Source organism: Salmonella sp. JXY0409-18 (assembly GCF_020268625.1).
Classification (GTDB): domain Bacteria; phylum Pseudomonadota; class Gammaproteobacteria; order Enterobacterales; family Enterobacteriaceae; genus Salmonella; species Salmonella enterica.
In genome coordinates this window covers 3,849,886-3,873,762 of sequence record NZ_CP084216.1, presented here as the reverse complement: position 1 = coordinate 3,873,762, position 23,877 = coordinate 3,849,886, and the positions used below count along the sequence as shown (strand labels likewise).

24 protein-coding genes and 1 other annotated feature are annotated in these 23,877 nt (G+C 51.6%); of the genes, 12 read left to right on the top strand and 12 right to left on the bottom strand.

The window, feature by feature from the left end:
• Positions 1–327 (top strand): trp operon repressor, encoded by a 327-nt coding sequence (gene trpR, locus LDB27_RS18835; protein WP_000192003.1) that lies wholly within the window; start codon positions 1–3, stop codon positions 325–327.
• A 101-nt stretch (positions 328–428) separates the two neighbouring features.
• Here the strand turns inward: trpR and yjjX are convergent, their stop codons facing one another.
• Positions 429–944, bottom strand: coding sequence for an inosine/xanthosine triphosphatase (gene yjjX, locus LDB27_RS18830; protein WP_000554309.1), 516 nt, complete (start codon positions 942–944; stop codon positions 429–431).
• 48 nt (positions 945–992) lie between these two features.
• On the opposite strand from yjjX, the gene gpmB reads away from it, so the two are divergent.
• Positions 993–1,640 carry a 2,3-diphosphoglycerate-dependent phosphoglycerate mutase GpmB gene (gpmB, locus tag LDB27_RS18825; protein ID WP_000942363.1) on the top strand — a complete coding sequence of 216 codons (648 nt, stop codon included), beginning with the start codon at positions 993–995 and terminating at the stop codon, positions 1,638–1,640.
• On the opposite strand, the gene robA is transcribed toward gpmB, so the two are convergent.
• A complete protein-coding gene (gene robA / locus LDB27_RS18820; protein ID WP_000371685.1) occupies positions 1,637–2,506 on the bottom strand; it encodes an MDR efflux pump AcrAB transcriptional activator RobA in 870 nt (289 codons plus the stop codon). The two genes, gpmB and robA, sit on opposite strands and share 4 nt — an antisense overlap.
• A gap of 211 nt (positions 2,507–2,717) precedes the next feature.
• On the opposite strand from robA, the gene creA reads away from it, so the two are divergent.
• The 4 genes from creA to creD are packed head-to-tail and all read left to right on the top strand — an operon-like array spanning position 2,718 to position 6,724.
• Positions 2,718–3,191: a protein CreA gene (creA, locus tag LDB27_RS18815; RefSeq protein WP_000875811.1), complete on the top strand. Its 474-nt coding sequence runs from the start codon at positions 2,718–2,720 to the stop codon at positions 3,189–3,191.
• A 12-nt stretch (positions 3,192–3,203) separates the two neighbouring features.
• Positions 3,204–3,893: a two-component system response regulator CreB gene (creB, locus tag LDB27_RS18810; RefSeq protein WP_001187050.1), complete on the top strand. Its 690-nt coding sequence runs from the start codon at positions 3,204–3,206 to the stop codon at positions 3,891–3,893.
• Positions 3,893–5,317, top strand: a complete 1,425-nt coding sequence (gene creC / locus LDB27_RS18805; RefSeq protein WP_023214091.1) for a two-component system sensor histidine kinase CreC — start codon at positions 3,893–3,895, stop codon at positions 5,315–5,317. Before creB ends, creC begins: the two co-directional genes overlap by 1 nt.
• A gap of 57 nt (positions 5,318–5,374) precedes the next feature.
• Entirely contained in the window at positions 5,375–6,724 is a 1,350-nt protein-coding gene (gene creD, locus LDB27_RS18800) for a cell envelope integrity protein CreD (RefSeq protein WP_000920387.1), read from the top strand.
• A 57-nt stretch (positions 6,725–6,781) separates the two neighbouring features.
• Here the strand turns inward: creD and sthE are convergent, their stop codons facing one another.
• From sthE to arcA, 8 genes are all read right to left on the bottom strand, one after another.
• The gene (gene sthE / locus LDB27_RS18795; RefSeq protein WP_001253782.1) at positions 6,782–7,867 is read right to left on the bottom strand and encodes a fimbrial major subunit SthE; all 1,086 of its coding nucleotides are present in this window, start codon (positions 7,865–7,867) and stop codon (positions 6,782–6,784) included.
• 41 nt (positions 7,868–7,908) lie between these two features.
• Positions 7,909–8,466 (bottom strand): fimbrial protein, encoded by a 558-nt coding sequence (locus tag LDB27_RS18790; RefSeq protein WP_001056983.1) that lies wholly within the window; start codon positions 8,464–8,466, stop codon positions 7,909–7,911.
• Positions 8,467–8,483: 17 nt separating this feature from the next.
• A complete protein-coding gene (locus LDB27_RS18785; protein ID WP_001160700.1) occupies positions 8,484–11,021 on the bottom strand; it encodes a fimbrial outer membrane usher protein in 2,538 nt (845 codons plus the stop codon).
• A 45-nt stretch (positions 11,022–11,066) separates the two neighbouring features.
• Positions 11,067–11,750, bottom strand: a complete 684-nt coding sequence (gene sthA / locus LDB27_RS18780) for a fimbrial biogenesis chaperone SthA (protein ID WP_000680514.1) — start codon at positions 11,748–11,750, stop codon at positions 11,067–11,069.
• Positions 11,751–11,820: 70 nt separating this feature from the next.
• Entirely contained in the window at positions 11,821–12,366 is a 546-nt protein-coding gene (locus tag LDB27_RS18775; RefSeq protein ID WP_000482248.1) for a fimbrial protein, read from the bottom strand.
• 338 nt (positions 12,367–12,704) lie between these two features.
• Positions 12,705–13,376 carry a winged helix-turn-helix transcriptional regulator gene (locus LDB27_RS18770; protein WP_000811639.1) on the bottom strand — a complete coding sequence of 224 codons (672 nt, stop codon included), beginning with the start codon at positions 13,374–13,376 and terminating at the stop codon, positions 12,705–12,707.
• A 384-nt stretch (positions 13,377–13,760) separates the two neighbouring features.
• Positions 13,761–14,075 (bottom strand): hypothetical protein, encoded by a 315-nt coding sequence (locus LDB27_RS18765; RefSeq protein ID WP_000749519.1) that lies wholly within the window; start codon positions 14,073–14,075, stop codon positions 13,761–13,763.
• Between the two features lie 266 nt (positions 14,076–14,341).
• Positions 14,342–15,058 (bottom strand): two-component system response regulator ArcA, encoded by a 717-nt coding sequence (gene arcA, locus LDB27_RS18760; protein WP_001194359.1) that lies wholly within the window; start codon positions 15,056–15,058, stop codon positions 14,342–14,344.
• Positions 15,059–15,153: 95 nt separating this feature from the next.
• Here arcA and yjjY point away from each other — a divergent pair, with 95 nt between their 5' ends.
• The 6 genes from yjjY to thrC all read left to right on the top strand — a co-directional run bounded on the left by yjjY (position 15,154) and on the right by thrC (position 21,424).
• Positions 15,154–15,294, top strand: coding sequence for a protein YjjY (gene yjjY, locus LDB27_RS18755; RefSeq protein ID WP_001541509.1), 141 nt, complete (start codon positions 15,154–15,156; stop codon positions 15,292–15,294).
• 399 nt (positions 15,295–15,693) lie between these two features.
• A complete protein-coding gene (locus tag LDB27_RS18750) occupies positions 15,694–16,380 on the top strand; it encodes a tRNA/rRNA methyltransferase (protein WP_001266769.1) in 687 nt (228 codons plus the stop codon).
• A 213-nt stretch (positions 16,381–16,593) separates the two neighbouring features.
• On the top strand, positions 16,594–16,659 hold the full coding sequence (gene thrL, locus LDB27_RS18745; protein ID WP_001575544.1) for a thr operon leader peptide: 66 nt from the start codon (positions 16,594–16,596) through the stop codon (positions 16,657–16,659).
• Positions 16,595–16,715 (top strand) — a sequence feature (Thr leader region). (Overlaps the previous gene by 65 nt.)
• A 25-nt stretch (positions 16,716–16,740) precedes the next feature.
• Positions 16,741–19,203 (top strand): bifunctional aspartate kinase/homoserine dehydrogenase I, encoded by a 2,463-nt coding sequence (gene thrA, locus LDB27_RS18740; RefSeq protein WP_023231146.1) that lies wholly within the window; start codon positions 16,741–16,743, stop codon positions 19,201–19,203.
• A gap of 1 nt (position 19,204) precedes the next feature.
• Positions 19,205–20,134: a homoserine kinase gene (gene thrB, locus LDB27_RS18735; RefSeq protein ID WP_000241685.1), complete on the top strand. Its 930-nt coding sequence runs from the start codon at positions 19,205–19,207 to the stop codon at positions 20,132–20,134.
• Between the two features lie 3 nt (positions 20,135–20,137).
• Positions 20,138–21,424, top strand: coding sequence for a threonine synthase (gene thrC, locus LDB27_RS18730; protein ID WP_000781105.1), 1,287 nt, complete (start codon positions 20,138–20,140; stop codon positions 21,422–21,424).
• 93 nt (positions 21,425–21,517) lie between these two features.
• Here thrC and yaaA read toward each other — a convergent pair whose 3' ends face one another.
• Together yaaA and LDB27_RS18720 are read right to left on the bottom strand one after the other, a co-directional pair.
• Complete coding sequence (gene yaaA, locus LDB27_RS18725) at positions 21,518–22,291, bottom strand: peroxide stress protein YaaA (RefSeq protein WP_000906174.1); 774 nt, start codon at positions 22,289–22,291, stop codon at positions 21,518–21,520.
• Between the two features lie 78 nt (positions 22,292–22,369).
• Positions 22,370–23,800, bottom strand: a complete 1,431-nt coding sequence (locus tag LDB27_RS18720; protein ID WP_001113804.1) for an alanine/glycine:cation symporter family protein — start codon at positions 23,798–23,800, stop codon at positions 22,370–22,372.
• Positions 23,801–23,877 lie beyond the last annotated feature (77 nt).

The window sequence follows — 23,877 nt, the reverse complement described above, 5'->3', positions numbered from 1 at the left end:
ATGACCCAGCATTCCCCTTATTCATCGGCTATCGCCGAACAACGTAATCAGGAGTGGCTTCGTTTTGTGGAGTTACTCCGTCAGGCATATGCAGAGGATCTGCATCTGCCTTTATTACAACTGATGCTTACGCCGGACGAGCGTGAAGCGCTGGGAACGCGCGTGCGCATTATTGAGGAGTTGCTGCGTGGCGAAATGAGCCAGCGCGAGTTGAAAACCGAGCTGGGGGCGGGCATCGCCACCATCACGCGCGGGTCAAACAGCCTGAAATCCGCGCCGGTTGAACTGCGTCATTGGCTTGAGAATGTACTGCTGAAAAACGCCTGATTTGCTCGTAGGCCGGATAAGGCGAAGCGGCCATCCGGCGACATCGCCGCGAAATGCCTGATGGCGCTGTGCTTATCAGGCCTACAACATAGCGCAAATAATTATCGATACACCGCGTTATGAAACGGGCTTAACGCCAGGATCACCGCCTGGTAGTAAACGCTGGAGCGCGTTAATTTTCCGGCGGTAAATACGCCAATGGCGCCCTCTTTGCGACCAATCTCGTCAATACCTGTGTACTGCGACATCACCGGGCCAAGCGCTTTCCCCTGGTGGACTCTGTCGAGAATGACGGCGGGCAGCGGCAGCGTGGCCGATCGCGCTTCACCGCGCTGAACGCCGTTATCAATCACCACCCAACTGAAGGTGGCGTCATCGTCAATTCCGGCTTCAATGGCTACCCAGAAATCAGCTTGTGGATGCAGGCGTCGCGCATTATCCACGCGATTTCGTGCGCCAGCACGCGTTTCCTCGCTTCCGAAGGGCTGCTCCGGTACGCCGCTCTCGACGGCGACGGGCGTAATATGGCACGATCCTTCGCCGAAAATCTCTTCAAATGCCTGTAGAATTGCCTGAATTTTGGCAGGATTGGTGGTCGCAGAGATAACCTGGTGCATAATTAAGCTCAGTTTTAAAAATTTATCGCAGTATAACGGAAAAAAAACATGTTACAGGTATACCTTGTTCGCCACGGTGAAACGCAGTGGAACGCCGAGCGACGTATTCAGGGCCAATCGGACAGTCCCCTGACAGCAAAAGGCGAGCAGCAGGCCATGCAGGTAGGAGAACGCGCCCGCAGCCTCGGCATCACCCATATCATCAGCAGCGATTTAGGCCGCACAAAACGCACGGCGGAGATTATCGCCCAGGCGTGCGGGTGTGATATCACCTTTGACTCCCGCCTGCGCGAGCTGGATATGGGCGTGCTGGAAAAGCGCCAGATCGATTCGCTGACGGAAGAAGAAGAGGGCTGGCGTCGTCAGTTAGTTAACGGCACGCAGGATGGCCGCATTCCCGGCGGGGAATCGATGCAGGAGTTGAGCGATCGCGTTCATGCCGCGCTGGCGTCCTGTCTGGAGCTACCGCAGGGCAGCCGACCTTTATTGGTCAGTCACGGTATCGCGTTGGGCTGTCTGGTCAGTACTATACTGGGACTACCCGCCTGGGCGGAACGCCGGTTACGTTTGCGCAACTGCTCTATTTCCCGCATCGATTACCAGGAAAGTCAGTGGCTGGCGTCTGGGTGGGTGGTAGAAACCGCAGGGGACGTTTCGCATCTGGACGCCCCTGCATTGGATGAGCTACAGCGTTAACGGCGAATCGGGATCAGAAATTCGCAGCGCAGGTTGATAGGGCGATCGCCGGTTTTGGTATCTTCTGACGGGTAGTATCGCTCTATATCCTGCCCTTTACGACGGGTCAGATTCAGCATTGGCATACAGGTGCCGTAAACGGTCAGGATAAAATCCTGCACGCCGGTTCCTAACCCTTCATAGGTGAACATGACGTATTCACCACCCTGCAACAGCACAGGATGCGCCGACTGAACATAGCCATCGGCCTGCTCTTGCGGCAGTGCGGTGGTATAGAATACTTCCTGCTCATCGTCTTTCTCCATGCTGGGGCGCGTTTCATTAAGCCCATAAAGCACTGGCGGAATAGTTGGCGAATGACCGAGGAAATCATGCCAGAATTGCACGCGCATTTCGTGGCGGAAGTCGGAAATCTGTTCTAGTGAGCAGGAATAGCTCTGCGTGACGCCAAGGAGCGGCGTATCTTCCAGCGTAACGAACTGATGTTCCGGCACGGTAAACTCGCCCAGCCGTAATGGCGGGCGAATGCCAAAGGCGCTCCATTCCGAGGAGCGACGATACAGCGCTGGCGTCTGGGAAAACTGTTTCTTAAAGGCGCGCGTGAAGGTTTGCTGAGAATCGAAGCGGTACTGAAGAGCAATATCCAGAATTGGACGCGCGGTCAAACGCAGCGCCACTGCTGATTTCGATAAACGACGGGCGCGGATGTAAGCGCCAATGGCGTGGCCCGTCACGTCCTTAAACATTCTCTGCAGGTGCCACTTGGAATAGCCTGCTTTTGCCGCCACATTGTCAAGTGACAGCGGCTGATCCAGATGACCTTCCAGCCAGATTAACAGGTCGCGAATTATGCCAGCCTGATCCATAAAATATCCCCATCCTTTCAACAACGAGCACCCGATATAAGGTAAGAGGATAATAGCATTTTTTGTTCTTTTAGCATTCAGTGTTTTTTTTGAGCTTAAATGCTTTTTTTAGGCAACGTGACAGGTAATTATTCTAATCCTGTGATCTATAACCATTTTATTTTAGAATGTCTAATAATTACGCAACGTAACTTTTATGAATGGTAACAATATGAAATACAAGAGCTTAGTACTTTTCTCAATTTTGTTGCTGCTGGGGCAGAGCGCCCGCGCGGAACAAATTGGTTCAGTCGATACGGTATTTAAAATGTTCGGTCCTGACCATAAAATCGTGGTGGAAGCTTTTGACGATCCTGATGTCAAAAACGTGACGTGCTATGTTAGCCGGGCGAAAACGGGCGGCATAAAAGGCGGATTGGGGCTGGCGGAAGATACGTCTGACGCCGCTATCTCTTGCCAGCAGGTCGGGCCTATTGAACTGAGCGACAAAATTAAGAACGGCAAGGCGCAGGGAGAGGTGGTTTTCAAAAAACGCACCTCATTGATATTTAAGTCATTGCAGGTCGTGCGTTTCTATGATGAGAAACGCAACACGCTGGCGTATCTGGCCTACTCCGACAAAGTAGTCGACGGGTCGCCGAAGAACGCCATCAGCGCGGTGCCGGTCATGCCGTGGCGACAATAACAGGGAAAGAGTATGCAGCAACCGCAGGTCTGGTTAGTCGAGGATGAACAGGGAATCGCCGATACGCTCATCTACACCCTGCAACTGGAAGGGTTTACCGTTGAGCTATTCGCTCGCGGGCTGCCCGCGCTGGAAAAAGCGCGTCAGCAACGGCCGGATGCGGTGATTCTCGATGTGGGACTGCCGGATATCAGCGGCTTTGAGCTGTGTCGGCAGTTGCTGGAACGCCATCCTGCGCTGCCGATTCTTTTCCTGACTGCCCGTAGCGATGAAGTGGATCGATTGCTTGGTCTGGAGATCGGCGCAGATGATTATGTCGCCAAGCCGTTCTCGCCGCGCGAAGTGAGCGCCCGCGTGCGCACGCTGCTGCGCCGGGTGAAAAAGTTTGCTGCGCCGTCGCCGGTGGTGCGTACCGGACATTTTGAACTCAATGAACCGGCGGCGCAGATCGCCTGGTTTGGTACGCCGCTCTCGCTGACGCGTTATGAGTTTCTGCTTCTTAAAACCCTGCTGCTGTCGCCGGAGCGCGTGTACTCGCGTCAGCAATTGATGGATATTGTCTGGTCTGATGCCCAGGAGACCTACGATCGGACGGTCGATACACACATCAAAACCCTGCGCGCTAAACTACGCGCGATCAACCCGGATCTCTCGCCAATTAACACGCATCGTGGAATGGGATACAGCCTGAGGAGCGTCTGATGCGCATCGGAATGCGTTTGCTACTGGGCTACTTTCTTATTGTCGCCGTCGCCGCCGTGTTTGTGCTGTCTATCTTCGTTCAGGAGATAAAGCCGGGCGTCCGCCGCGCGACGGAAGGGACGCTGATTGACACCGCGACGCTGCTGGCGGCGCTGGCCCGCGACGATCTCCTTTCCGGCAACCCGACTGACGGCCAGTTGGCGAAAGCATTCGCCCAACTGCAACATCGCCCGTTTCGCGCCAATATCAGCGGGATCGTCAAAGTGCGTAATGAATACCATGTCTACATGACGGATGCGCAGGGGAAGGTATTGTTTGATTCGGAAAACAAAGCGGTGGGGCAGGATTATTCTCGCTGGAATGACGTCTGGCTTACGCTGCGCGGACAGTATGGCGCCCGCAGCACGGCAAAAGATGCTGCCGATCCCAATAGCACGGTGATGTACGTAGCCGCGCCGATAATCAGCGATGGGCGGATTATCGGCGTCCTGTCTGTAGGTAAACCGAATGCGGCAATGGCGCCGGTGATTAAGCGCAGCGAACGGCGCATTCTGTGGGCCAGCGCCGTTTTACTGGGGATTGCGCTGGCGATTGGCGCGGGGATGGTCTGGTGGATTAACCGCTCCATCGCCCGGTTGACGCGCTATGCGGATTCCGTCACCGAAAACCGCCCGCTTGCGTTACCTGCATTAGGCAGCAGCGAGCTGCGTAAACTGGCGCAGGCGCTGGAGAGTATGCGCATTAAGCTGGAAGGCAAGAATGACATTGAGCAGTACGTGTATGCGTTGACTCATGAGCTGAAAAGTCCACTGGCGGCGATACGCGGCGCGGCGGAGATTCTGCGTGAAGGACCGCCCGCGGAAGTGGTTACCCGCTTTACAGAGAATATACTGGCGCAAAATATGCGAATGCAGGCGCTGGTAGAGACCCTGCTGCGCCAGGCGCGGCTGGAAAACCGACAGGATATCCCTCTCGCGCCGGTTGCTGTTGATGAGCTATTTACGCAGCTTAGCGAGGCGCGCAGTATTCAGTTGGCGGCAAAAAAGATCACGCTTACTCTACGGCCTTCCTCGCTGGTTGTCGTCGCCGACGCGGAGCTTCTGGCGCAGGCGCTGGGCAATGTATTGGACAATGCCATCGACTTTACGCCTGAAAATGGCGTTATCACATTAAGCGCTCAGCCGATGGGGGAGAAAGCGATCCTGCAGGTGACGGATTCCGGCTGTGGTATTCCTGATTTTGCGCTGCCGCGCATTTTCGACCGATTCTATTCGTTGCCCCGTGAAAACGGGCGTAAAAGCAGCGGGCTTGGGCTGGCGTTTGTCAGCGAGGCGGCGCGACTCCTCAACGGTGAGGTGACGTTGTGCAATCGTCCCGAAGGCGGCGTGCTGGCCTCGTTGACACTTCACCGTCACTTCACATAACTTCAAATTCTCCCCACATCGCGTTCTTACACTGCTGGCATTGCAAAGGAGAACGCTATGTTGAAATCCCCCCTGTTGTGGAAAATGATTACGTTAGGCGGCGCCATGATCCTGCTGTTAATTCCCCTGATGATGGTACGGCACACCATCGTGGAACGTGCTGATTATCGAAGCCATGTAGAAGCCGCTATTCGTCAGAGTACCAGCGGCCCGCAAAAGGTTGTCGGCCCGCTGGTGGCGGTTCCGGTGACAGAGCTCTATACCGTGCTGGAAGAGGAGAAAGAGGTCCAGTATAAGCGCAGCTATCTCTATTTTTGGCTGCCAGAGTCGCTATTGGTTGAAGGCAATCAAAACGTTGAAGCGCGAAAAATAGGTATTTATCAGGGGCAGGTGTGGCATACCGATATGGCGATAAAGGCAGAGTTTGATGTGGCCCGTCTGCATGAGCTGAACAGACCGAACATTACCCTTGGAAAGCCCTTTATCGTCGTAGGCGTCGGCGATGCGCGCGGTATCAGCGCAGTAAAAGCGCCGCAGGTGAATGGTGAAACGCTCACTGTAGAACCGGGGACCGGCTTACCGGAAAGTAGAGAGGGCATTCATATCCCGCTGCCGGACAGTCAGTGGGCGACGCGCAACCTGACGTTGGCGATGTCGCTAAATTTAAGCGGAACCGGCAGCTTTTCACTGGTTCCCGTCGGGCGTAGCAGTGAAATGACCCTGACCAGCAACTGGCCGCACCCAAATTTTGTGGGGGATTTTCTTCCCGGTAAACGCGAAATCAGCGGTTCAGGATTTCAGGCCCAGTGGCAAACCAGCCGGTTTGCCACGAATCTCGGCGAACGGTTTGCTGATGTGCAAAAGGTGGATTGGGACAACTTACCGGCGTTTAGCGTCGCTGTATCGACGCCAGCCGATCAGTATCAACTGACGGACAGAGCGACGAAATATGCCATTTTGTTGATTGCGCTAACGTTTATGGCTTTCTTTGTCTTCGAAACCCTGACGGGACAGCGGTTACACCCGATGCAGTATCTGCTGGTGGGGTTATCGCTGGTGATGTTCTACCTGCTGTTGCTGGCACTGTCGGAACATATCGGTTTCACGCCAGCCTGGATCGCCGCAAGCCTGGTGGGCGCGTTGATGAATAGCGTTTATTTGCAGGCGGTGCTGAAAGGATGGCGCAATAGCGTGCTGTTTACGTTAGCGTTATTGGCGCTGGATGGCGTGATGTGGGGATTGCTGCGTTCGGAAGATAGCTCGTTGCTTCTGGGTACCGGCGTTCTGCTACTGGCGCTTGGCGGCGTGATGTTCCTGACGCGCCATCTGGACTGGTATTCGCTCTCTTGTCAGCAACGTAAGTCATTACCGCCAGTAAAAGATGACGAATTACGTTTGTGGAAATAAATCTAACGGGCGCGCGCGTTAACGTTTTCCCGCGCAGCGCCAGAAACTGTGATGCCGTTAGTTATAGGTCAGGTTTAATGTTGCCGTGGCATTCGCTTGCCCGGCCGTTACCGTGGCGGCGGTTTTATAGTAGCGCGCGCTAATTTTCAGGGTGGTCGACATATTCATGGTTCCGCCGCTAACCGTCTGGCTGCCATCGGCATTGGTGGTAATAGCGTGAGTAAAGAGATCAATTTTTTGATTGATTGGCAAACTGTCGGTAAAGAAACCAGCGTCCGGCGCCTGAATACCCAACTGTACGCCAACGCCGGTTGCGCTGGTTGGCGCGCTTGCATTGCTCAACTGGATGACTGAATTATCAGGGTTATTTCCGCTGGCAGGTTGGGCGCTTAACGATGCGGAAATAGCGGTGCCTTGTTCGCAGGTCAATAAGATATCCTGCTCGCCTGTGCCCGCGGTTTGACTATTAGTGAAACTGCCTAAATTGACGCTGCCTAAATCCACGGTGATGGCAGGTGTTTCTACCCGACATCCCATTGCTTTCATAATCAATTGCGTATTCCCCAAATACAGATGGGTCAGGATATCGCCGCCGGAGTCTTCCGTTGCGCTATCGCGAAAAGATACGCGCGCCAGTGGACTTTGGAATGTCGCGGTACCGGAGGTGATCGGACCGCCTAAGGCGACCAGTTCAACATTGTAGGCGGGAGCCATCGCATGGTGTGTTTTATTGCCATCGCCATTATGGTAGGTATTATCGATTGGCATGACATTATCGTAAGGGCCAGCATTCGTTTGGGTTTTAATCGCAATGCCCACGCCGGAAATCCCGGTGCTAAATACCGGCGTGTTGTTCCCGTCATTCGCATTGATTGTCGCTGATGCATTTGACTGCGCGCTACCGGGTTCATATAAAAAACCGACCTTATAATCGCGACTACAGCCATCCATTGTGACTTCGGAGGTGGAAACCCAGCCCGATTGCCACAACACCTCGCCTGCGGTATAGGCGTGGCTATCCACCACAAGCTGCGACGGCGGGGTGATAGTGATCGCGCCTTCATTTCCGGAACGTTTACAGGAAGCGTAACCATAACTGGAGTACGCGAACAGCAGAATAAGCGCCAGATATAACCTTCTCATGAAAAATTCCTGCTTTTATACCAGGTGAAAATAGAAAGATGTTATTGCCATGCGATAGTGATCGTCACAACGGACGTGAAATCCCCTGCCGTGACTTTTCCGTGCGGGGTATACATCCTTGCGGCGACAGGCAAATTGGCTTCATGGGTATTACTGTTGATATCCACCGTGTAAGTGACGTTGTTGGCCAGATTGACCAGACTTTTACCGTCCAGGTTAAAAAGCTGTAATCCTAAATCCTGCGCCGGATTGGCCGCGCTGTTTGCATAAATCGCAGAAGCATAATTTGGATCGGGATAAGGTACGCCATTAAATGAAATCGCGGCTTTTGTGGTCGTTGCCGGGCAATTCGTCATTTTTATGGTGAAAGGAATGGTGGCGGTATTGCCGCCGGCCACAGCGATATCCGCCCGGGCATATTGTCCAAGAGAGAGCGTGTCGGGGACCGTCACGGTACACGGATCGGCATAAATTAATCCCGTAACGTTAATGTCTACGGCATCTGCGGTATTGTATGCCGCGCTGATCGAGGGCGACCATAATGCCAGACCCGTGAACGTTAACAGGGCGGCTAATGCAGCAAATCTGTTCATATTCATCTTTTATCCCACCAGAATCACTGGCATTGCTCGTGTAAGATTTCTACGCCAGAAGCGGAGGGGGAGCTCGGTATACGATAAGAGACCTGACACCGGTCTGCTGCTGTTGGTCCCCACTTCACTAATAACCGCCCTTGTTTTTCCAGTCCGGTTAACCAGGCCTGCCCCGCATCACCAACAAAACTGCTGTGATTGTCTGGTTTTGTTAAAGACGAGACGGTCGCGCCAAAAGGAACAGGCAGATTGTTTATGCGGGTTAATACCATCAATGCCTTGTAACCAATATTGGTTTTATATTCAGCCCTGACCACCGCGCCACGGGTAGGCACCAGCGTTTTACTGGTATCAATGAGCTCAATATTTTTTCTAATGCCAGTCGTATCTAAAGACACTTCATTACGATGGTAAGGCGAAGCATAAGGTACGACGGCATAGCCCCGAAAATCGGTGTCCACGCCCGTTTCGTTATTCACGGGGACACCCGCTGCGCCAGGGGCTTTAACCAATATGATGGTGTCGTCCATTGGCTGGGATAGTGTCAGGCCATTTCGATGTAGTAGTACGCCGCCCTGAACGCCATAATTCAGGCGACGCATATGATTATCGTAGCTATACCCGCCGTTAATATCCGCATACGTCCCGTTATAGGTTGCGCTCACATTACCGCTGGTGGCTTTCTCTTGAGAGGAATAACCTTCCTGAACGCTCCATGAGAGATTTTTCTGTGCCAGCGCTGTTCCGTTTAAACCGACAGTGTGCGTGGTATCGCCGTCTTTCGCGGAGTTCATATTGTAGGTGGCATACGTTGACGGCATAAAGGCATCTAACGGAATACTAATATTGATTGAAATTTGCTGGTCATTACTGTCTTCCGTATCGTCGTCTTCATCCTGAGAATTATCGGCGTTCAGCGTATAAGAATAGTTAATGCCATAGCTTACGTTATGCCATGTGTTGTTATAGCCAATACCTAATGATGTGGTATGAGTGTCATTCCAGTAATCTTCATTATATAAAGTGAGTGAAATGGAACCGTAGATAATGTCTTGCGATAACGACAGGTCGGTGCGATTACGTACATGATCATAGTGACTATTATCGCTATAGGTATCCAGCACATCCTCAAGAGCGTAGTAATCTTTGGTCGAATAACGGTAGCCAGCGACAGTGAAATTGGTGCCTGTTGACTGAATATCTTTGCTGTAACGAATACGCCAGGACTGTCCGGTAAGCGTATCGCTAACCACATCGCCTGCTTTAATTTTTGACCATGAATTGGTGACGTCTAAAGACAATGCGCCCAGATCGCCAAGGTTTAAGCCTGTCCCGATGAGCGCCGCATGATAAATATCATTGCTCAGCGTACTCTCTATTCCGCCATAGGCGGTTATGCCGCCTGCTAATCCGTATAAGGCCGTCAGTTCTGCGAAATTCTGTTGCGCGGAATGCGTATCTGATGAACGCGTGCGGCCTACCGTCAGGTCGTATTTCAGGTGGCCTTCACGCTGTAATACCGGAACGCTGGCGTAGGGCACAATGAAATGCTGTTCAGAACCATCGGATTCTTTGATGGTGACGTACAGGTCGCCCGAACCGCCGGTTGGATAAAGATCATTAATGGCGAATGGACCCGCCGGAACGTTAGTTTTGTAGATGGTATAACCGTTTTGTTCAACGGTTACCTGCGCGCTGCTTTTGGCCACCCCGCGAATGACCGGGGCGAACCCTTTCATACTGTCCGGCAACATATCGTCATCAGAAGAGATCTGTACGCCCTTAAATGAAATACTGTCAAAGACGTCCGCTGGCGTGTTATTTTCCCCAGCGATCAGCTGTCCTTTTAAAAATTCGATATCGCGAGAAACATAGGTGTAGGCAGAATCCCAGCTATTTTGCCCATCGCTATCATGATTCCAGGTTGAGTAGTTACGAAAACGCCATGCGCCAATGTTAATACCTGGGCGCAGGTTAGCGTATTCGCTATTTTCCGTCCGGTTTTCATCAATATCGTGATCCTGCGATCCGGTAAAACTGTAATTCAGCAAAAAAGCATTAATGCCTTCATCCCATTCGCTGGTAGGGACGAATTCTCGCGGGTCGGCGATCAACGCGATTTGAGGGATCGCTAAATCCAGCCGGTTACCGATGACATTAAACTTTGCTACAGCGCCAGCCAGCAGACTAAGATCGGTACACCCGTTTGGGTCATTTTGAAGCTCGGGGAAGTTTTCTGTTTTTACGCCCCACTGCTTGAGTTGTTCAACGCTAAGACACGGCTGTAGGGAGAGCTTATTATCTGCTGATTTTTTATTTTTAAAGGCAATATTTTTTGTTTCAACATTGGTGTTATTAATATAAATATCAACGTTATAGGTGCCTTCTGCCTGCCCCCCCTTTTCGAAAACCGATAGATCGACATTCTCCACGCCCGGTTCATCATTTTCCAACGATAATGGATTAAAATGATCATGCGCTAACGCTGGTTTTATGGAACAGCATATAAAGAGAAACGATAACGCTAATTGAGAACGGGGCTCTACTCTGGAGAATTGCACAGTAAAAGTCCTGAAAGGGTAAAAGTAAAGTGAAGTCGTTAATGGCTAGAATGAACCGGAATGCGGCTCTAAACTCATCCCATAATCGCTGATTAATCGCCACGTTACCGTGCCATGAGGGGCGGCAGTAGAACTCAATTTAAATGACGCTGATGATTTTGGCGGAACGAAGGTCGCTGATTTCACTTCATGGCTGTTAAGCGTCACACTGGCAAAGTTCATATAATAGGGCGTGGGGTTATTTACGGTAATAACATCACCTGCCGTCTGCCATTTTAATTGTTGGCTCTGGCTATCAGGCGTCGATTTTGTTAATGCTGGCGGCCGATATATAAGCTTTATTTGGGTATTAATGGAGATTTCCACGCGGTTCGCGGAGGCATTATCATCAATAGAAGGAATACCCTTAATATTGAGCCAGTACATAGATTCCCGATCTGCAGGTAGGGGGGCGCCAGAGCGAATAACCCGAATGCTGTTCTTTTGCCCGGCATCAAGGCGAAAAAGAGGCGGGGTGATAATAAACGCCTGCTTATTTGTGACCTGGGGATCGGCAACCGATAACCATGACTGAACAAGATTCGCTTTGCTGTCTTTATTCTCTACATTGATTGACGAATCATCATTATTGCCGTCGAAAACCAGTCGGGTTCCGCCAACAACAATGCTGGCATGGGCAACATGGCTTGTCAGTAATACGACCAACACGGATTTCTTTATGTGTTTCATTTTTTACTCTGTAAAGATGTTTTACGCTATGGACTGGCATCCTGCCTGTCCACATCAGGATGAGAATGCCTTACTGATACGAAACGGTATACGTAACCTGAGTGCTAACATCTCCACCGGTTACGGTTGCGGAACCATCGTTTGCCATGGCGGCGTAATAGGTAAAGTCTGCTGTCGAGCCGTCGGTTGGCAGGTTTACTGCGGCATCATCCGTGTTATCTGTCACATCGCTATGTGAGGCGTTCTGAATAGAAATACCGACACCCGCGGCGCCCGTTTCCGATCCTTCGTCCGCGTTTTTGAAGTACGTTGGGTTGGAATCATCTGTTGCGCCGTGGAAGCGGAACATGGCCTGGGTTGGTACGCCAGTCCCTGCTTCCGGGCAGCTAACCAGGCTTACGGTAAACGGCACGTAATCGGTTGTGGCACCTTTTTCCGCGATGCGTTCTTTGCTGTAATTACCTAAATCAATGGTGGTATCCGTGGAGCCATTAACCTGAACCGTACACGCCTGATCGTAAATTTTGCCATTGAACGTAATCGTGTTCTGGGCAAATACCGGTGTGGATGCTACGGCAGTTAACATTGCCAGGATCATAATTTTCTTATTAAACATATTAATTGTTGCCTGATTCTATTCGCTGAAAAATAAAGATAGCTATATAAAATAAAATATTATATTTTACTCTGTATGCGCTTCTTTCTGTTCTGTAGATAAGCAGGCGGCTATTCTACGTATATCAACTATGAACTCAATAAAAATTCTGATGCAATATTGAACGGCAGTCCAGTTTCGGACCCGGTAACAAAGTTTAATAAAATACCACTAAAGAAGTACGCTTGATGACTGGATTTATAGAGCAAGATCTCTTTTTTGATAATAGTTATTATTTCCTGGAGGATTTATTTAACTCTATATTGCTTTATTTTTAAGAATATACGACGCTTGTCCGTTTAAAATGAAACCGGCAGGTTTCGAAGCTCTAACAGTCTTCCATGCAGTATTTTTATATAGTCCCCCGCTTTTAGTTCTGAAAGTACCTGCATGATACGGCTGCGTGAAAGCCCGGTTCTCTGCTGTATGAAGTTCTGTGCGTTGATCTCAAATCGTGAGCTTTCAGGATACGACCACAGTTCAAGTAACAGCGCTTTTATCTGGCTATAGGCGTCCTGCCCGATAAGGTTTCTGTCACGGTTAGTCATGAAAGCAATGCGGTACATCAGGATGTTCGAAATGTCACGCCAGAGATGCTTTTCATCGGCTATTTCCACAAAATCTTTTACTGGGACAGGATAATATTCACAGGTGGTTTCGGCGATAAAAAAGACGTCTGAATTCTCTTCTAACTGGTATAAGTCAGCATAGGCATCTACAAGGCCTAAAATCATTGGTGAGACACCGCAGCCCATTACAATGCTGTCGATACGCCGACATACTTTAATAGCGCCTTTAGTGATTAACAGGATGTGGGATTGATTATCAATCCTGATATCCAGTGTTTTACCGGCCGTAATAGTGACAGGGGAGATGTTTTGAATAACGTGCCGATGAATATTTAAAATGGCTTGCAGGTTTTTTTCTTTCCCTGTGGGACGATACACATTCCCGCCGTTTAACTGCTTCATATCTTCCCCATTATTATGGCTGATAAAGTGGTTGACTATTAAAAGGTAAAGATAAATTTAATATTCACTTAAAATTATAATTAAGTAAATTAAAATAGCCAACAAGAATATTTAAGTCAATGTATTCACCTTATCAATGCATGAGCGACAACGCTGTTTGTAAGGTTAACCATAGTAAATGTGATGATTTTATTTGCAATCATTTTATGACAGCTATCATAGGTACCGTGCTTAACGAGCGCGTAGAGCATACAGGATAGCGAAGCGATGAACATCGCTGTTGGAGGATACGAATGAGAGAAAAGTACAAAATGCAGGCGGGCGGCGTTTTACTGAGCGAAATCGCCGCCTGCCGGAACTCCTCCCGGCGGGAGCCATAAGCGGTTAGCGGTACTGGACGATCAGGCTTTGAATCTCCGGATGATCTTTTAACGACACGTGCCGTACCGTGGCGATTCCATTCATCAACGAAATAGCGTTTCCAGACGGTGTGGCGACTGTCTGCAAATGGGGGATATTATTCCGCAAACATGATACCTCGATATTGCGATCGTGAGGCGCAAGATTACAACCATATTCGACAATCTGACCTTTGAAATGAATAACGCCTGCGGAGACCGGCGCGGTAGCAGCCAGCGCGACTGATGAAGCTGACATCGCTGCACAAAACAGGTAGCAGCATAATGGTGATTTTTTCATCCTTTGAAACCTCACGTCCTGTGAGCATCCCCTTATTTTTTGGGGACTAACAAATCCCGTGTATTACTCTTTAATGTAAATACACAAACTACCTTAACTTTCGCAAGCTGAGATAAACAGCGCTATACGACAATTTTTATGTAAAAGAGTACGTCATAACGGCAGGTCAGGAGGGAAAGCGAGGCCGCTTAGCGGAAGGGGAGCATAAGAAACAGCCAGTAAGAATAACTTACCGGCTGTTTTTACGGTTCGGCGCCTGGGCCGAATTAATCCTGCAGGTCGCCGCAGAAGCGATAACCTTCGCCGTGAATGGTGGCGATGATTTCCGGCGTATCCGGCGTGGATTCGAAATGCTTACGAATACGACGAATGGTAACGTCAACAGTACGGTCATGCGGCTTCAGCTCACGCCCGGTCATTTTCTTCAACAGCTCTGCGCGCGACTGAATTTTGCCAGGGTTTTCGCAGAAGTGAAGCATCGCGCGGAACTCGCTGCGCGGTAGTTTATACTGCTCGCCGTCCGGGCCGATCAGTGAACGACTGTTGATATCCAGTTCCCAACCGTTGAACTTGTAGCTTTCAACGCTACGACGCTCTTCGCTGACGGTACCCAGGTTCATGGTACGGGACAGCAGGTTGCGGGCACGGATGGTCAATTCGCGTGGGTTAAACGGTTTGGTGATGTAATCATCCGCGCCGATTTCGAGGCCGAGAATTTTGTCGACTTCGTTATCGCGGCCCGTCAGGAACATCAGCGCAACGTTAGCCTGTTCACGCAGTTCACGCGCTAACAGGAGACCGTTTTTCCCTGGCAGATTGATATCCATGATCACCAGGTTGATGTCATATTCAGAGAGGATCTGATGCATTTCCGCGCCATCTGTCGCTTCGAATACATCATAGCCTTCCGCTTCGAAAATACTTTTCAACGTGTTGCGTGTTACCAACTCGTCTTCAACGATAAGAATGTGCGGGGTCTGCATGTTTGCTACCTAAATTGCCAACTAAATCGAAACAGGAAGTACAAAAGTCCCTGACCTGCCTGATGCATGTCGCAAATTAACATGATCGGCGTAACATGACTAAAGTACGTAATTGCGTTCTTGATGCACTTTCCATCAACGTCAACAACATCATTAGCTTGGTCGTGGGTACTTTCCCTCTGGACCCGACAGTGTCAAAAACGGCTGTCATCCTAACCATTTTAACAGCAACATAACAGGCTAAGACGTACCGGACACCTAATAAAACTACGCTTCGTTGACATATATCAAGTTCAATTGTAGCACGTTAACAGTTTGATGAAATCATCGTAGCTAAATGCTAGCTTTCATCACAAATTTGCAATATTCCAACTAGTTACGTAAGCCAACTAATAAATGCGATGAATCCAAAGAGCAGGATCTATTTTAAATTAAATTATCCTAAATAAACAGCAGGATAACGATGTTCTGTTAACATAAACAGCAATAGTACAGATACGCAATAGTGTAGCGTCTTTTACGAAATCAAAAATGCTTTTTCAGTGATATCCGTTAAAATTTTGTAAATTTGCGAAGCGTAATATGCTTACAAACGCCAGCTAATTTCCTGTAAATTAGTCAAAAAGAGTAATGAAATGCGTGTAACAATCGTTCTTGTCGCTCCCGCCAGAGCGGAAAATATCGGCGCAGCCGCCCGGGCTATGAAGACCATGGGATTTACTGACCTGCGTATTGTCGACAGCCAGGCGCACCTGGAGCCCGCCACCCGTTGGGTCGCACATGGATCTGGAGATATTATTGATAATATTGAGGTTTTCCACACCCTTGCCGACGCGCTCCACGATGTGGATTTTACCGTCGCGACGACAGCCCGCAGCCGGGCAAAATTTCATTACTACGCTTCGCCCGCTGAACTGGTTCCCTTATTACAGGAAAAATCACGCTGGATGCGTCATGCCGCGCTGGTTTTTGGCCGTGAGGATTCCGGTTTGACCAATGACGAGCTGGCGCTGGCGGATGTATTGACCGGCGTGCCGATGGCGGCGGATTACCCTTCGCTCAATCTGGGACAGGCAGTCATGGTGTATTGCTATCAATTAGCAGGTTTAATGCAACAGACCACAGAATCCGTTGATATTGCTGATGAATCGCAGTTACAGGCGTTACGCGCGCGCCTTTTACGCCTGCTAACGACTCTGGAGGCGGCCGATGACCACAAATTAACCGACTGGCTACAACAGCGAATTGGCCTGCTGGGACAGCGAGATACGGTAATGTTGCACCGTTTGGTCCATGATATTGAAAAAAAACTAACAAAATAACGTGCTGTAATTTTTAAAATAATAAGAGATTACGTCTGGTTGCAAGAGATCATAACAGGGGGAATTGGTTGAAACTAAATATATCGCCAGCAGCACATGAACAAGTTTCGGAATGTGATCAATTTAAAAATTTATTGACTTAGGCGGGCAGATACTTTAACCAATATAGGAATACAAGACAGACAAATAAAAATGACAGAGTACACAACATCCATGAACCGCATCAGCACCACCACCATTACCACCATCACCATTACCACAGGTAACGGTGCGGGCTGACGCGTACAGGAAACACAGAAAAAAGCCCGCACCTGAACAGTGCGGGCTTTTTTTTCGACCAGAGATCACGAGGTAACAACCATGCGAGTGTTGAAGTTCGGCGGTACATCAGTGGCAAATGCAGAACGTTTTCTGCGTGTTGCCGATATTCTGGAAAGCAATGCCAGGCAAGGGCAGGTAGCGACCGTACTTTCCGCCCCCGCGAAAATTACCAACCATCTGGTGGCAATGATTGAAAAAACTATCGGCGGCCAGGATGCTTTGCCGAATATCAGCGATGCCGAACGTATTTTTTCCGATCTGCTCGCAGGACTTGCCAGCGCACAGCCGGGATTCCCGCTTGCACGGTTGAAAATGGTTGTCGAACAAGAATTCGCTCAGATCAAACATGTTTTGCATGGTATCAGCCTGCTGGGTCAGTGCCCGGATAGCATCAACGCCGCGCTGATTTGCCGTGGCGAAAAAATGTCGATCGCGATTATGGCGGGACTCCTGGAGGCGCGTGGACATCGCGTCACGGTGATCGATCCGGTAGAAAAATTGCTGGCGGTGGGCCATTACCTTGAATCTACCGTCGATATCGCGGAATCGACTCGCCGTATCGCCGCCAGCCAGATCCCAGCTGATCACATGATCCTGATGGCGGGCTTTACCGCCGGTAATGAAAAGGGTGAACTGGTGGTGCTGGGCCGTAATGGTTCCGACTATTCCGCCGCCGTGCTGGCCGCCTGTTTACGCGCTGACTGCTGTGAAATCTGGACTGACGTCGATGGCGTGTATACCTGTGACCCGCGCCAGGTGCCGGACGCCAGGCTGCTGAAATCGATGTCCTACCAGGAAGCGATGGAACTCTCTTACTTCGGCGCCAAAGTCCTTCACCCTCGCACCATAACGCCTATCGCCCAGTTCCAGATCCCCTGTCTGATTAAAAATACCGGCAATCCGCAGGCGCCAGGAACGCTGATCGGCGCATCCAGCGACGATGATAATCTGCCGGTTAAAGGGATCTCTAACCTTAACAACATGGCGATGTTTAGCGTCTCCGGCCCGGGAATGAAAGGGATGATTGGGATGGCGGCGCGTGTTTTCGCCGCCATGTCTCGCGCCGGGATCTCGGTGGTGCTCATTACCCAGTCCTCCTCTGAGTACAGCATCAGCTTCTGTGTGCCGCAGAGTGACTGCGCGCGTGCCCGACGTGCGATGCAGGATGAGTTCTATCTGGAGCTGAAAGAGGGGCTGCTGGAGCCGCTGGCGGTTACTGAGCGGTTGGCGATTATCTCTGTTGTCGGCGACGGTATGCGCACGCTACGCGGCATTTCAGCGAAATTCTTCGCCGCGCTGGCGCGGGCTAATATCAATATCGTGGCGATCGCTCAGGGATCTTCTGAGCGTTCCATTTCTGTGGTGGTGAATAACGACGATGCCACCACCGGCGTGCGGGTAACGCACCAGATGCTGTTCAATACCGATCAGGTGATTGAAGTGTTTGTCATTGGCGTCGGCGGCGTCGGCGGCGCGCTACTGGAACAGCTTAAACGTCAGCAAACCTGGCTGAAGAACAAGCACATCGATCTACGCGTGTGCGGCGTGGCAAACTCAAAGGCGTTGCTAACCAATGTGCATGGCCTGAATCTGGACAACTGGCAGGCGGGACTGGCGCAAGCGAACGCGCCGTTCAATCTGGGACGCTTAATTCGCCTGGTGAAAGAATATCATCTACTCAATCCGGTGATTGTTGATTGTACCTCCAGTCAGGCGGTGGCCGACCAGTATGCCGACTTCCTGCGTGAAGGATTCCATGTGGTGACGCCAAACAAGAAAGCGAACACCTCGTCGATGGACTACTACCATCAGCTACGTTTCGCCGCCGCGCAATCACGGCGCAAATTCTTGTATGACACCAACGTCGGTGCCGGTTTGCCGGTGATCGAAAACCTGCAAAATCTGCTGAATGCGGGTGATGAACTGCAAAAATTTTCCGGCATTCTTTCCGGGTCGCTCTCTTTTATTTTCGGTAAACTGGAAGAGGGGATGAGTCTCTCACAGGCGACCGCTCTGGCGCGCGAAATGGGCTATACCGAACCCGATCCACGCGACGATCTTTCCGGTATGGATGTGGCGCGTAAACTGTTGATCCTCGCCCGCGAGACGGGCCGCGAGCTGGAGCTTTCCGATATCGTGATTGAACCGGTGTTGCCGGACGAGTTTGACGCCTCCGGCGATGTGACCACCTTTATGGCGCATCTGCCGCAGCTTGACGATGCGTTTGCCGCCCGTGTGGCAAAAGCTCGTGATGAAGGTAAGGTATTGCGCTATGTGGGCAATATCGAAGAGGATGGCGTGTGCCGCGTGAAGATTGCCGAAGTTGATGGTAACGATCCGCTCTTCAAAGTGAAAAACGGTGAAAACGCACTGGCGTTCTACAGCCACTATTATCAGCCCTTGCCGTTGGTGCTGCGCGGCTACGGCGCAGGCAATGATGTGACGGCGGCGGGCGTGTTTGCCGATCTGTTACGGACCCTCTCATGGAAGTTAGGAGTTTAACATGGTGAAAGTGTATGCCCCGGCTTCCAGCGCGAACATGAGCGTCGGTTTCGACGTGTTGGGCGCGGCCGTCACACCCGTTGACGGCACGTTGCTGGGCGATGTGGTATCCGTTGAAGCAGCGGACCATTTCCGTCTGCATAACCTGGGGCGATTTGCCGATAAACTGCCGCCGGAGCCGCGTGAAAATATTGTTTATCAGTGCTGGGAACGTTTTTGCCAGGCATTGGGGAAAACCATCCCGGTGGCGATGACGCTGGAAAAAAATATGCCGATTGGTTCCGGGTTAGGGTCCAGCGCCTGTTCCGTCGTTGCTGCGCTGGTCGCGATGAATGAGCACTGCGGCAAACCGTTAAACGACACGCGTCTGTTGGCGCTGATGGGCGAGCTGGAAGGCCGTATCTCCGGCAGCATCCATTACGATAACGTCGCGCCGTGCTTTCTTGGCGGTATGCAGCTGATGATTGAAGAAAACGGCATTATTAGTCAGCAGGTGCCGGGCTTTGATGAGTGGCTATGGGTACTGGCTTATCCGGGCATTAAAGTTTCCACCGCAGAAGCACGGGCCATTTTGCCTGCGCAGTATCGCCGTCAGGATTGCATTGCGCATGGACGGCATCTGGCCGGTTTTATTCACGCCTGTTACTCGCGGCAGCCGCAGCTTGCCGCCGCGCTGATGAAAGATGTTATTGCCGAACCATACCGCGCGCGTTTACTGCCGGGCTTTAGCCAGGCGCGGCAGGCGGTATCGGAGATCGGCGCGCTGGCGAGCGGGATTTCCGGGTCGGGGCCGACGCTGTTTGCGCTATGCGATAAACCGGAGACGGCGCAGCGCGTCGCGGACTGGCTGAGCAAACATTATCTGCAAAATCAGGAAGGCTTCGTTCATATTTGCCGGCTGGATACGGCGGGCGCACGAGTAGTGGGATAATCAATGAAACTCTATAATCTGAAAGACCATAATGAGCAGGTCAGCTTTGCGCAGGCCGTCACGCAAGGACTGGGCAAACAGCAGGGACTTTTTTTTCCGCACGATCTGCCGGAGTTTAGCCTGACGGAAATTGATGAGATGCTCAACCAGGACTTTGTCAGCCGTAGCGCAAAGATCCTCTCGGCATTTATTGGCGATGAAATACCGCAGCAAATTCTGGAAGAGCGCGTCCGCGCGGCGTTTGCGTTCCCGGCGCCGGTAGCGCAGGTAGAAAGCGATGTCGGTTGCCTGGAGCTATTCCATGGTCCGACGCTGGCCTTTAAAGACTTCGGCGGGCGTTTTATGGCGCAAATGCTGACGCATATCAGCGGCGACAAACCGGTGACGATTCTGACCGCAACGTCAGGCGATACCGGCGCGGCGGTGGCTCACGCGTTCTATGGCCTGGAAAATGTGCGGGTCGTTATTCTCTACCCGCGCGGTAAAATCAGTCCGTTGCAGGAAAAACTGTTCTGTACGCTGGGCGGCAACATTGAAACCGTGGCGATCGACGGCGATTTCGACGCTTGCCAGGCGCTGGTGAAACAGGCATTTGATGACGAAGAACTGAAAACGGCGCTGGGGCTGAATTCGGCTAATTCAATTAATATCAGCCGCCTGTTGGCGCAAATTTGCTACTACTTTGAAGCCGTGGCGCAACTGCCGCAGGGGGCGCGTAACCAACTGGTAATCTCCGTACCCAGCGGCAACTTTGGCGATTTGACGGCAGGACTGCTGGCGAAGTCGTTAGGCCTACCGGTGAAACGTTTTATCGCCGCCACCAACGTCAACGACACGGTGCCGCGTTTTCTGCATGACGGGAAGTGGGCGCCGAAAGCGACGCAGGCGACCCTCTCGAATGCGATGGATGTCAGCCAGCCGAATAACTGGCCGCGTGTGGAGGAGCTATTCCGCCGTAAAATCTGGCGCCTGACTGAGCTGGGCTATGCGGCGGTGGATGACACTACGACACAGCAGACGATGCGCGAGCTGAAAGCGAAAGGTTATATCTCGGAACCTCATGCGGCGGTGGCGTATCGGGCATTACGCGACCAGTTAAACCCTGGCGAGTATGGCTTGTTTCTCGGAACGGCGCATCCGGCGAAGTTTAAAGAAAGCGTGGAGTCCATTCTGGGAGAAACGCTGGCATTGCCTGAAGCGCTCGCCGAACGCGCCGATCTGCCGCTGCTTTCACATCATCTGCCTGCGGATTTTGCCGCCCTGCGTAAGCTGATGATGACCCGCCAGTAACCATTGCGCCCGGTGGCGCTGTCGCTTACCGGGCCTATGGGGTGGTGTCGATTTGTAGGCCGGATAAGGCGTAACCGCCATCCGGCGATGCCGTTACTGCTCGTAGCGTTTAAAGACCAGCTCGTCTTTTGTGGAGGTTTCTTCATCAAAGAAATACCCTTCACGGTCAAACGCGGTAAGCTGTTCCGGCTTCGTTAAGCGGTTTTCAATAATAAAACGGCTCATCAGTCCGCGCGCTTTTTTGGCGTAGAAGCTTACCACCTTAAACTTGCCGTTTTTCTCATCAAGGAACACGGGCTTAATCAGTTCGGCATTCAGTTTCTTCGGCTTCACCGATTTAAAATATTCCTCGGAGGCCAGATTCACCACCACCCGATCGCCCTGCGCCTCAAGCGCTTCGTTGAGCTTATCGGTAATGATATCGCCCCAGAATTGATAAAGATCTTTGCCGCGCGGATTCTCCAGGCGAATCCCCATCTCCAGACGATAAGGCTGCATTAAATCCAGCGGGCGCAATACGCCATACAAGCCAGAGAGCATACGCAGATGTTGTTGAGCAAAATCAAAATCCGCGTCGTTGAACGTTTCCGCCTGTAGGCCGGTATAAACATCGCCTTTGAACGCCAGAATCGCCTGGCGTGCATTATCCGGCGTAAAATGAGGCTGCCAGTCATGAAAACGCGTGGCGTTGAGATCCGCCAGTTTGTCGCTAATTCCCATCAGCCTGGAAATTTGCGGCGCCGAAAGCTGGCGGGCCTGTTGAATAAGCTGCTGGCTGTGATCCAACAGCTCCGGCTGGGTATAGCGGGTCGTGGCCAGCGGGCTTTGATAATCAAGCGTTTTTGCAGGTGAAATCAGAATCAGCATATCCAGTCCTTGCAGGGAATTTTCTGCGACTTTAGCAAAAAAACGCCGCAGAGTTGACCGATGGTTGCGATTGTCGGCTTAATCGCGCGATGCCGCATCCCAGGTATCTGGCGCCAGTTGTGGTTCGATATCCGGGAAGCGCCGCGGATCGAACTGCGGTCTTACGCCCAGTTTCCGTTGTCGCAGATAATCGCTGGCGAGGGTATACACCACCGGTGAGAGCAACAAAATCGCCGTCAGATTGGTAATGGCCATACAGGCCATGATCATGTCAGCGAGCTGCCATATCAGCGGAAAACTGATAAGCGTACCGGCGATAACCATGCCAAGCGTCGCAAGGCGTAATAGCCAGATGGCCTTTGCGTTATGTAACCGCAGAAAAAACAGATTGTTTTCAGCGTAAATATAGTTGGCGACGATAGAACTGAACGCGAACAGAATGACGATAAGCGCGACAAAACTGGCGCCCCATTCACCGGTCAACGAAACCATTGCATGTTGGAGAAGCTGAATGCCTTCTGTTGACGAGTGGGACGCGTGATTCCCCGCCAGCAGGATAATCATCGCGCTGGCGGTACAGATGATAATGGTGTCGCTGAATACGCCAATCATTTGCACAATCCCCTGCGCGACAGGGTGAGGGGGATACGACGTTGCCGCTGCGGCCGCATTAGGCGTTGACCCCATTCCCGCTTCATTAGAGAACATCCCACGCTGAAAACCGCTGGTAATAGCCTGAGTGAGCGTATATCCGGCTGCGCCTGCCGCGGCTTCCTGCCAGCCAAATGCGCTTTTGACTATCGAGGCGATAACGCCAGGCATTTGCTCAATATGCCAGAGGCAAATGAATACGCTGCCGGCGACCCACAATAACGCGATGAGGGGAATCAGCCATTGCATCAGGCGGGCGACGCCTTTTATGCCGCGAATGATAATTAACAGGGCACAGAACGCCAGAGCAATGCCGGAGATAAGCGGCGGAATGTTGAAGGCGAAATGGAGCGCGCGTGAGACGGCATTCGCCTGCACGCTATTAAAAATCAACCCGTAGGCGACGAGCAGAAAGAGGGCGAAAACCACGCCCATCCAGCGCATTCCCAGCCCGCGCGCCATATACCACGCCGGGCCGCCGCGGAACTGGCCTGTCGGGTCACGTTCTTTATAAAGCTGGGCAAGCGAACACTCGGCGAAGGAGGTCGCCATGCCAATGATGGCCGAGACCCACATCCAGAATACCGCGCCGGGACCGCCTGCGGCGATAGCCAGCGCCACGCCGGCCAGATTACCGCTGCCAATCCGCGCCGCGAGGCTGGTACACAGCGCCTGAAATGACGTCAGGCCGCTTGGCTGCGGGCTAAGGCTGCCTTTCAGACTGCGGCCAAATTGGCGAATATAACGAAACTGAATGAATCCGGTACGCCAGGTAAACCAACATCCTGCGCCGAGCAGCAGGTAAATCATTACCGAGCCCCAGAGTATTTCGTTAATAAAACTGAAAAACTCAGGCATTAACGTCCCTCTTGTTGATGCCGGCACGCTTTGATAATCCTGTATAAGCGTGACCCATGATGTAGATGACCTTGTCA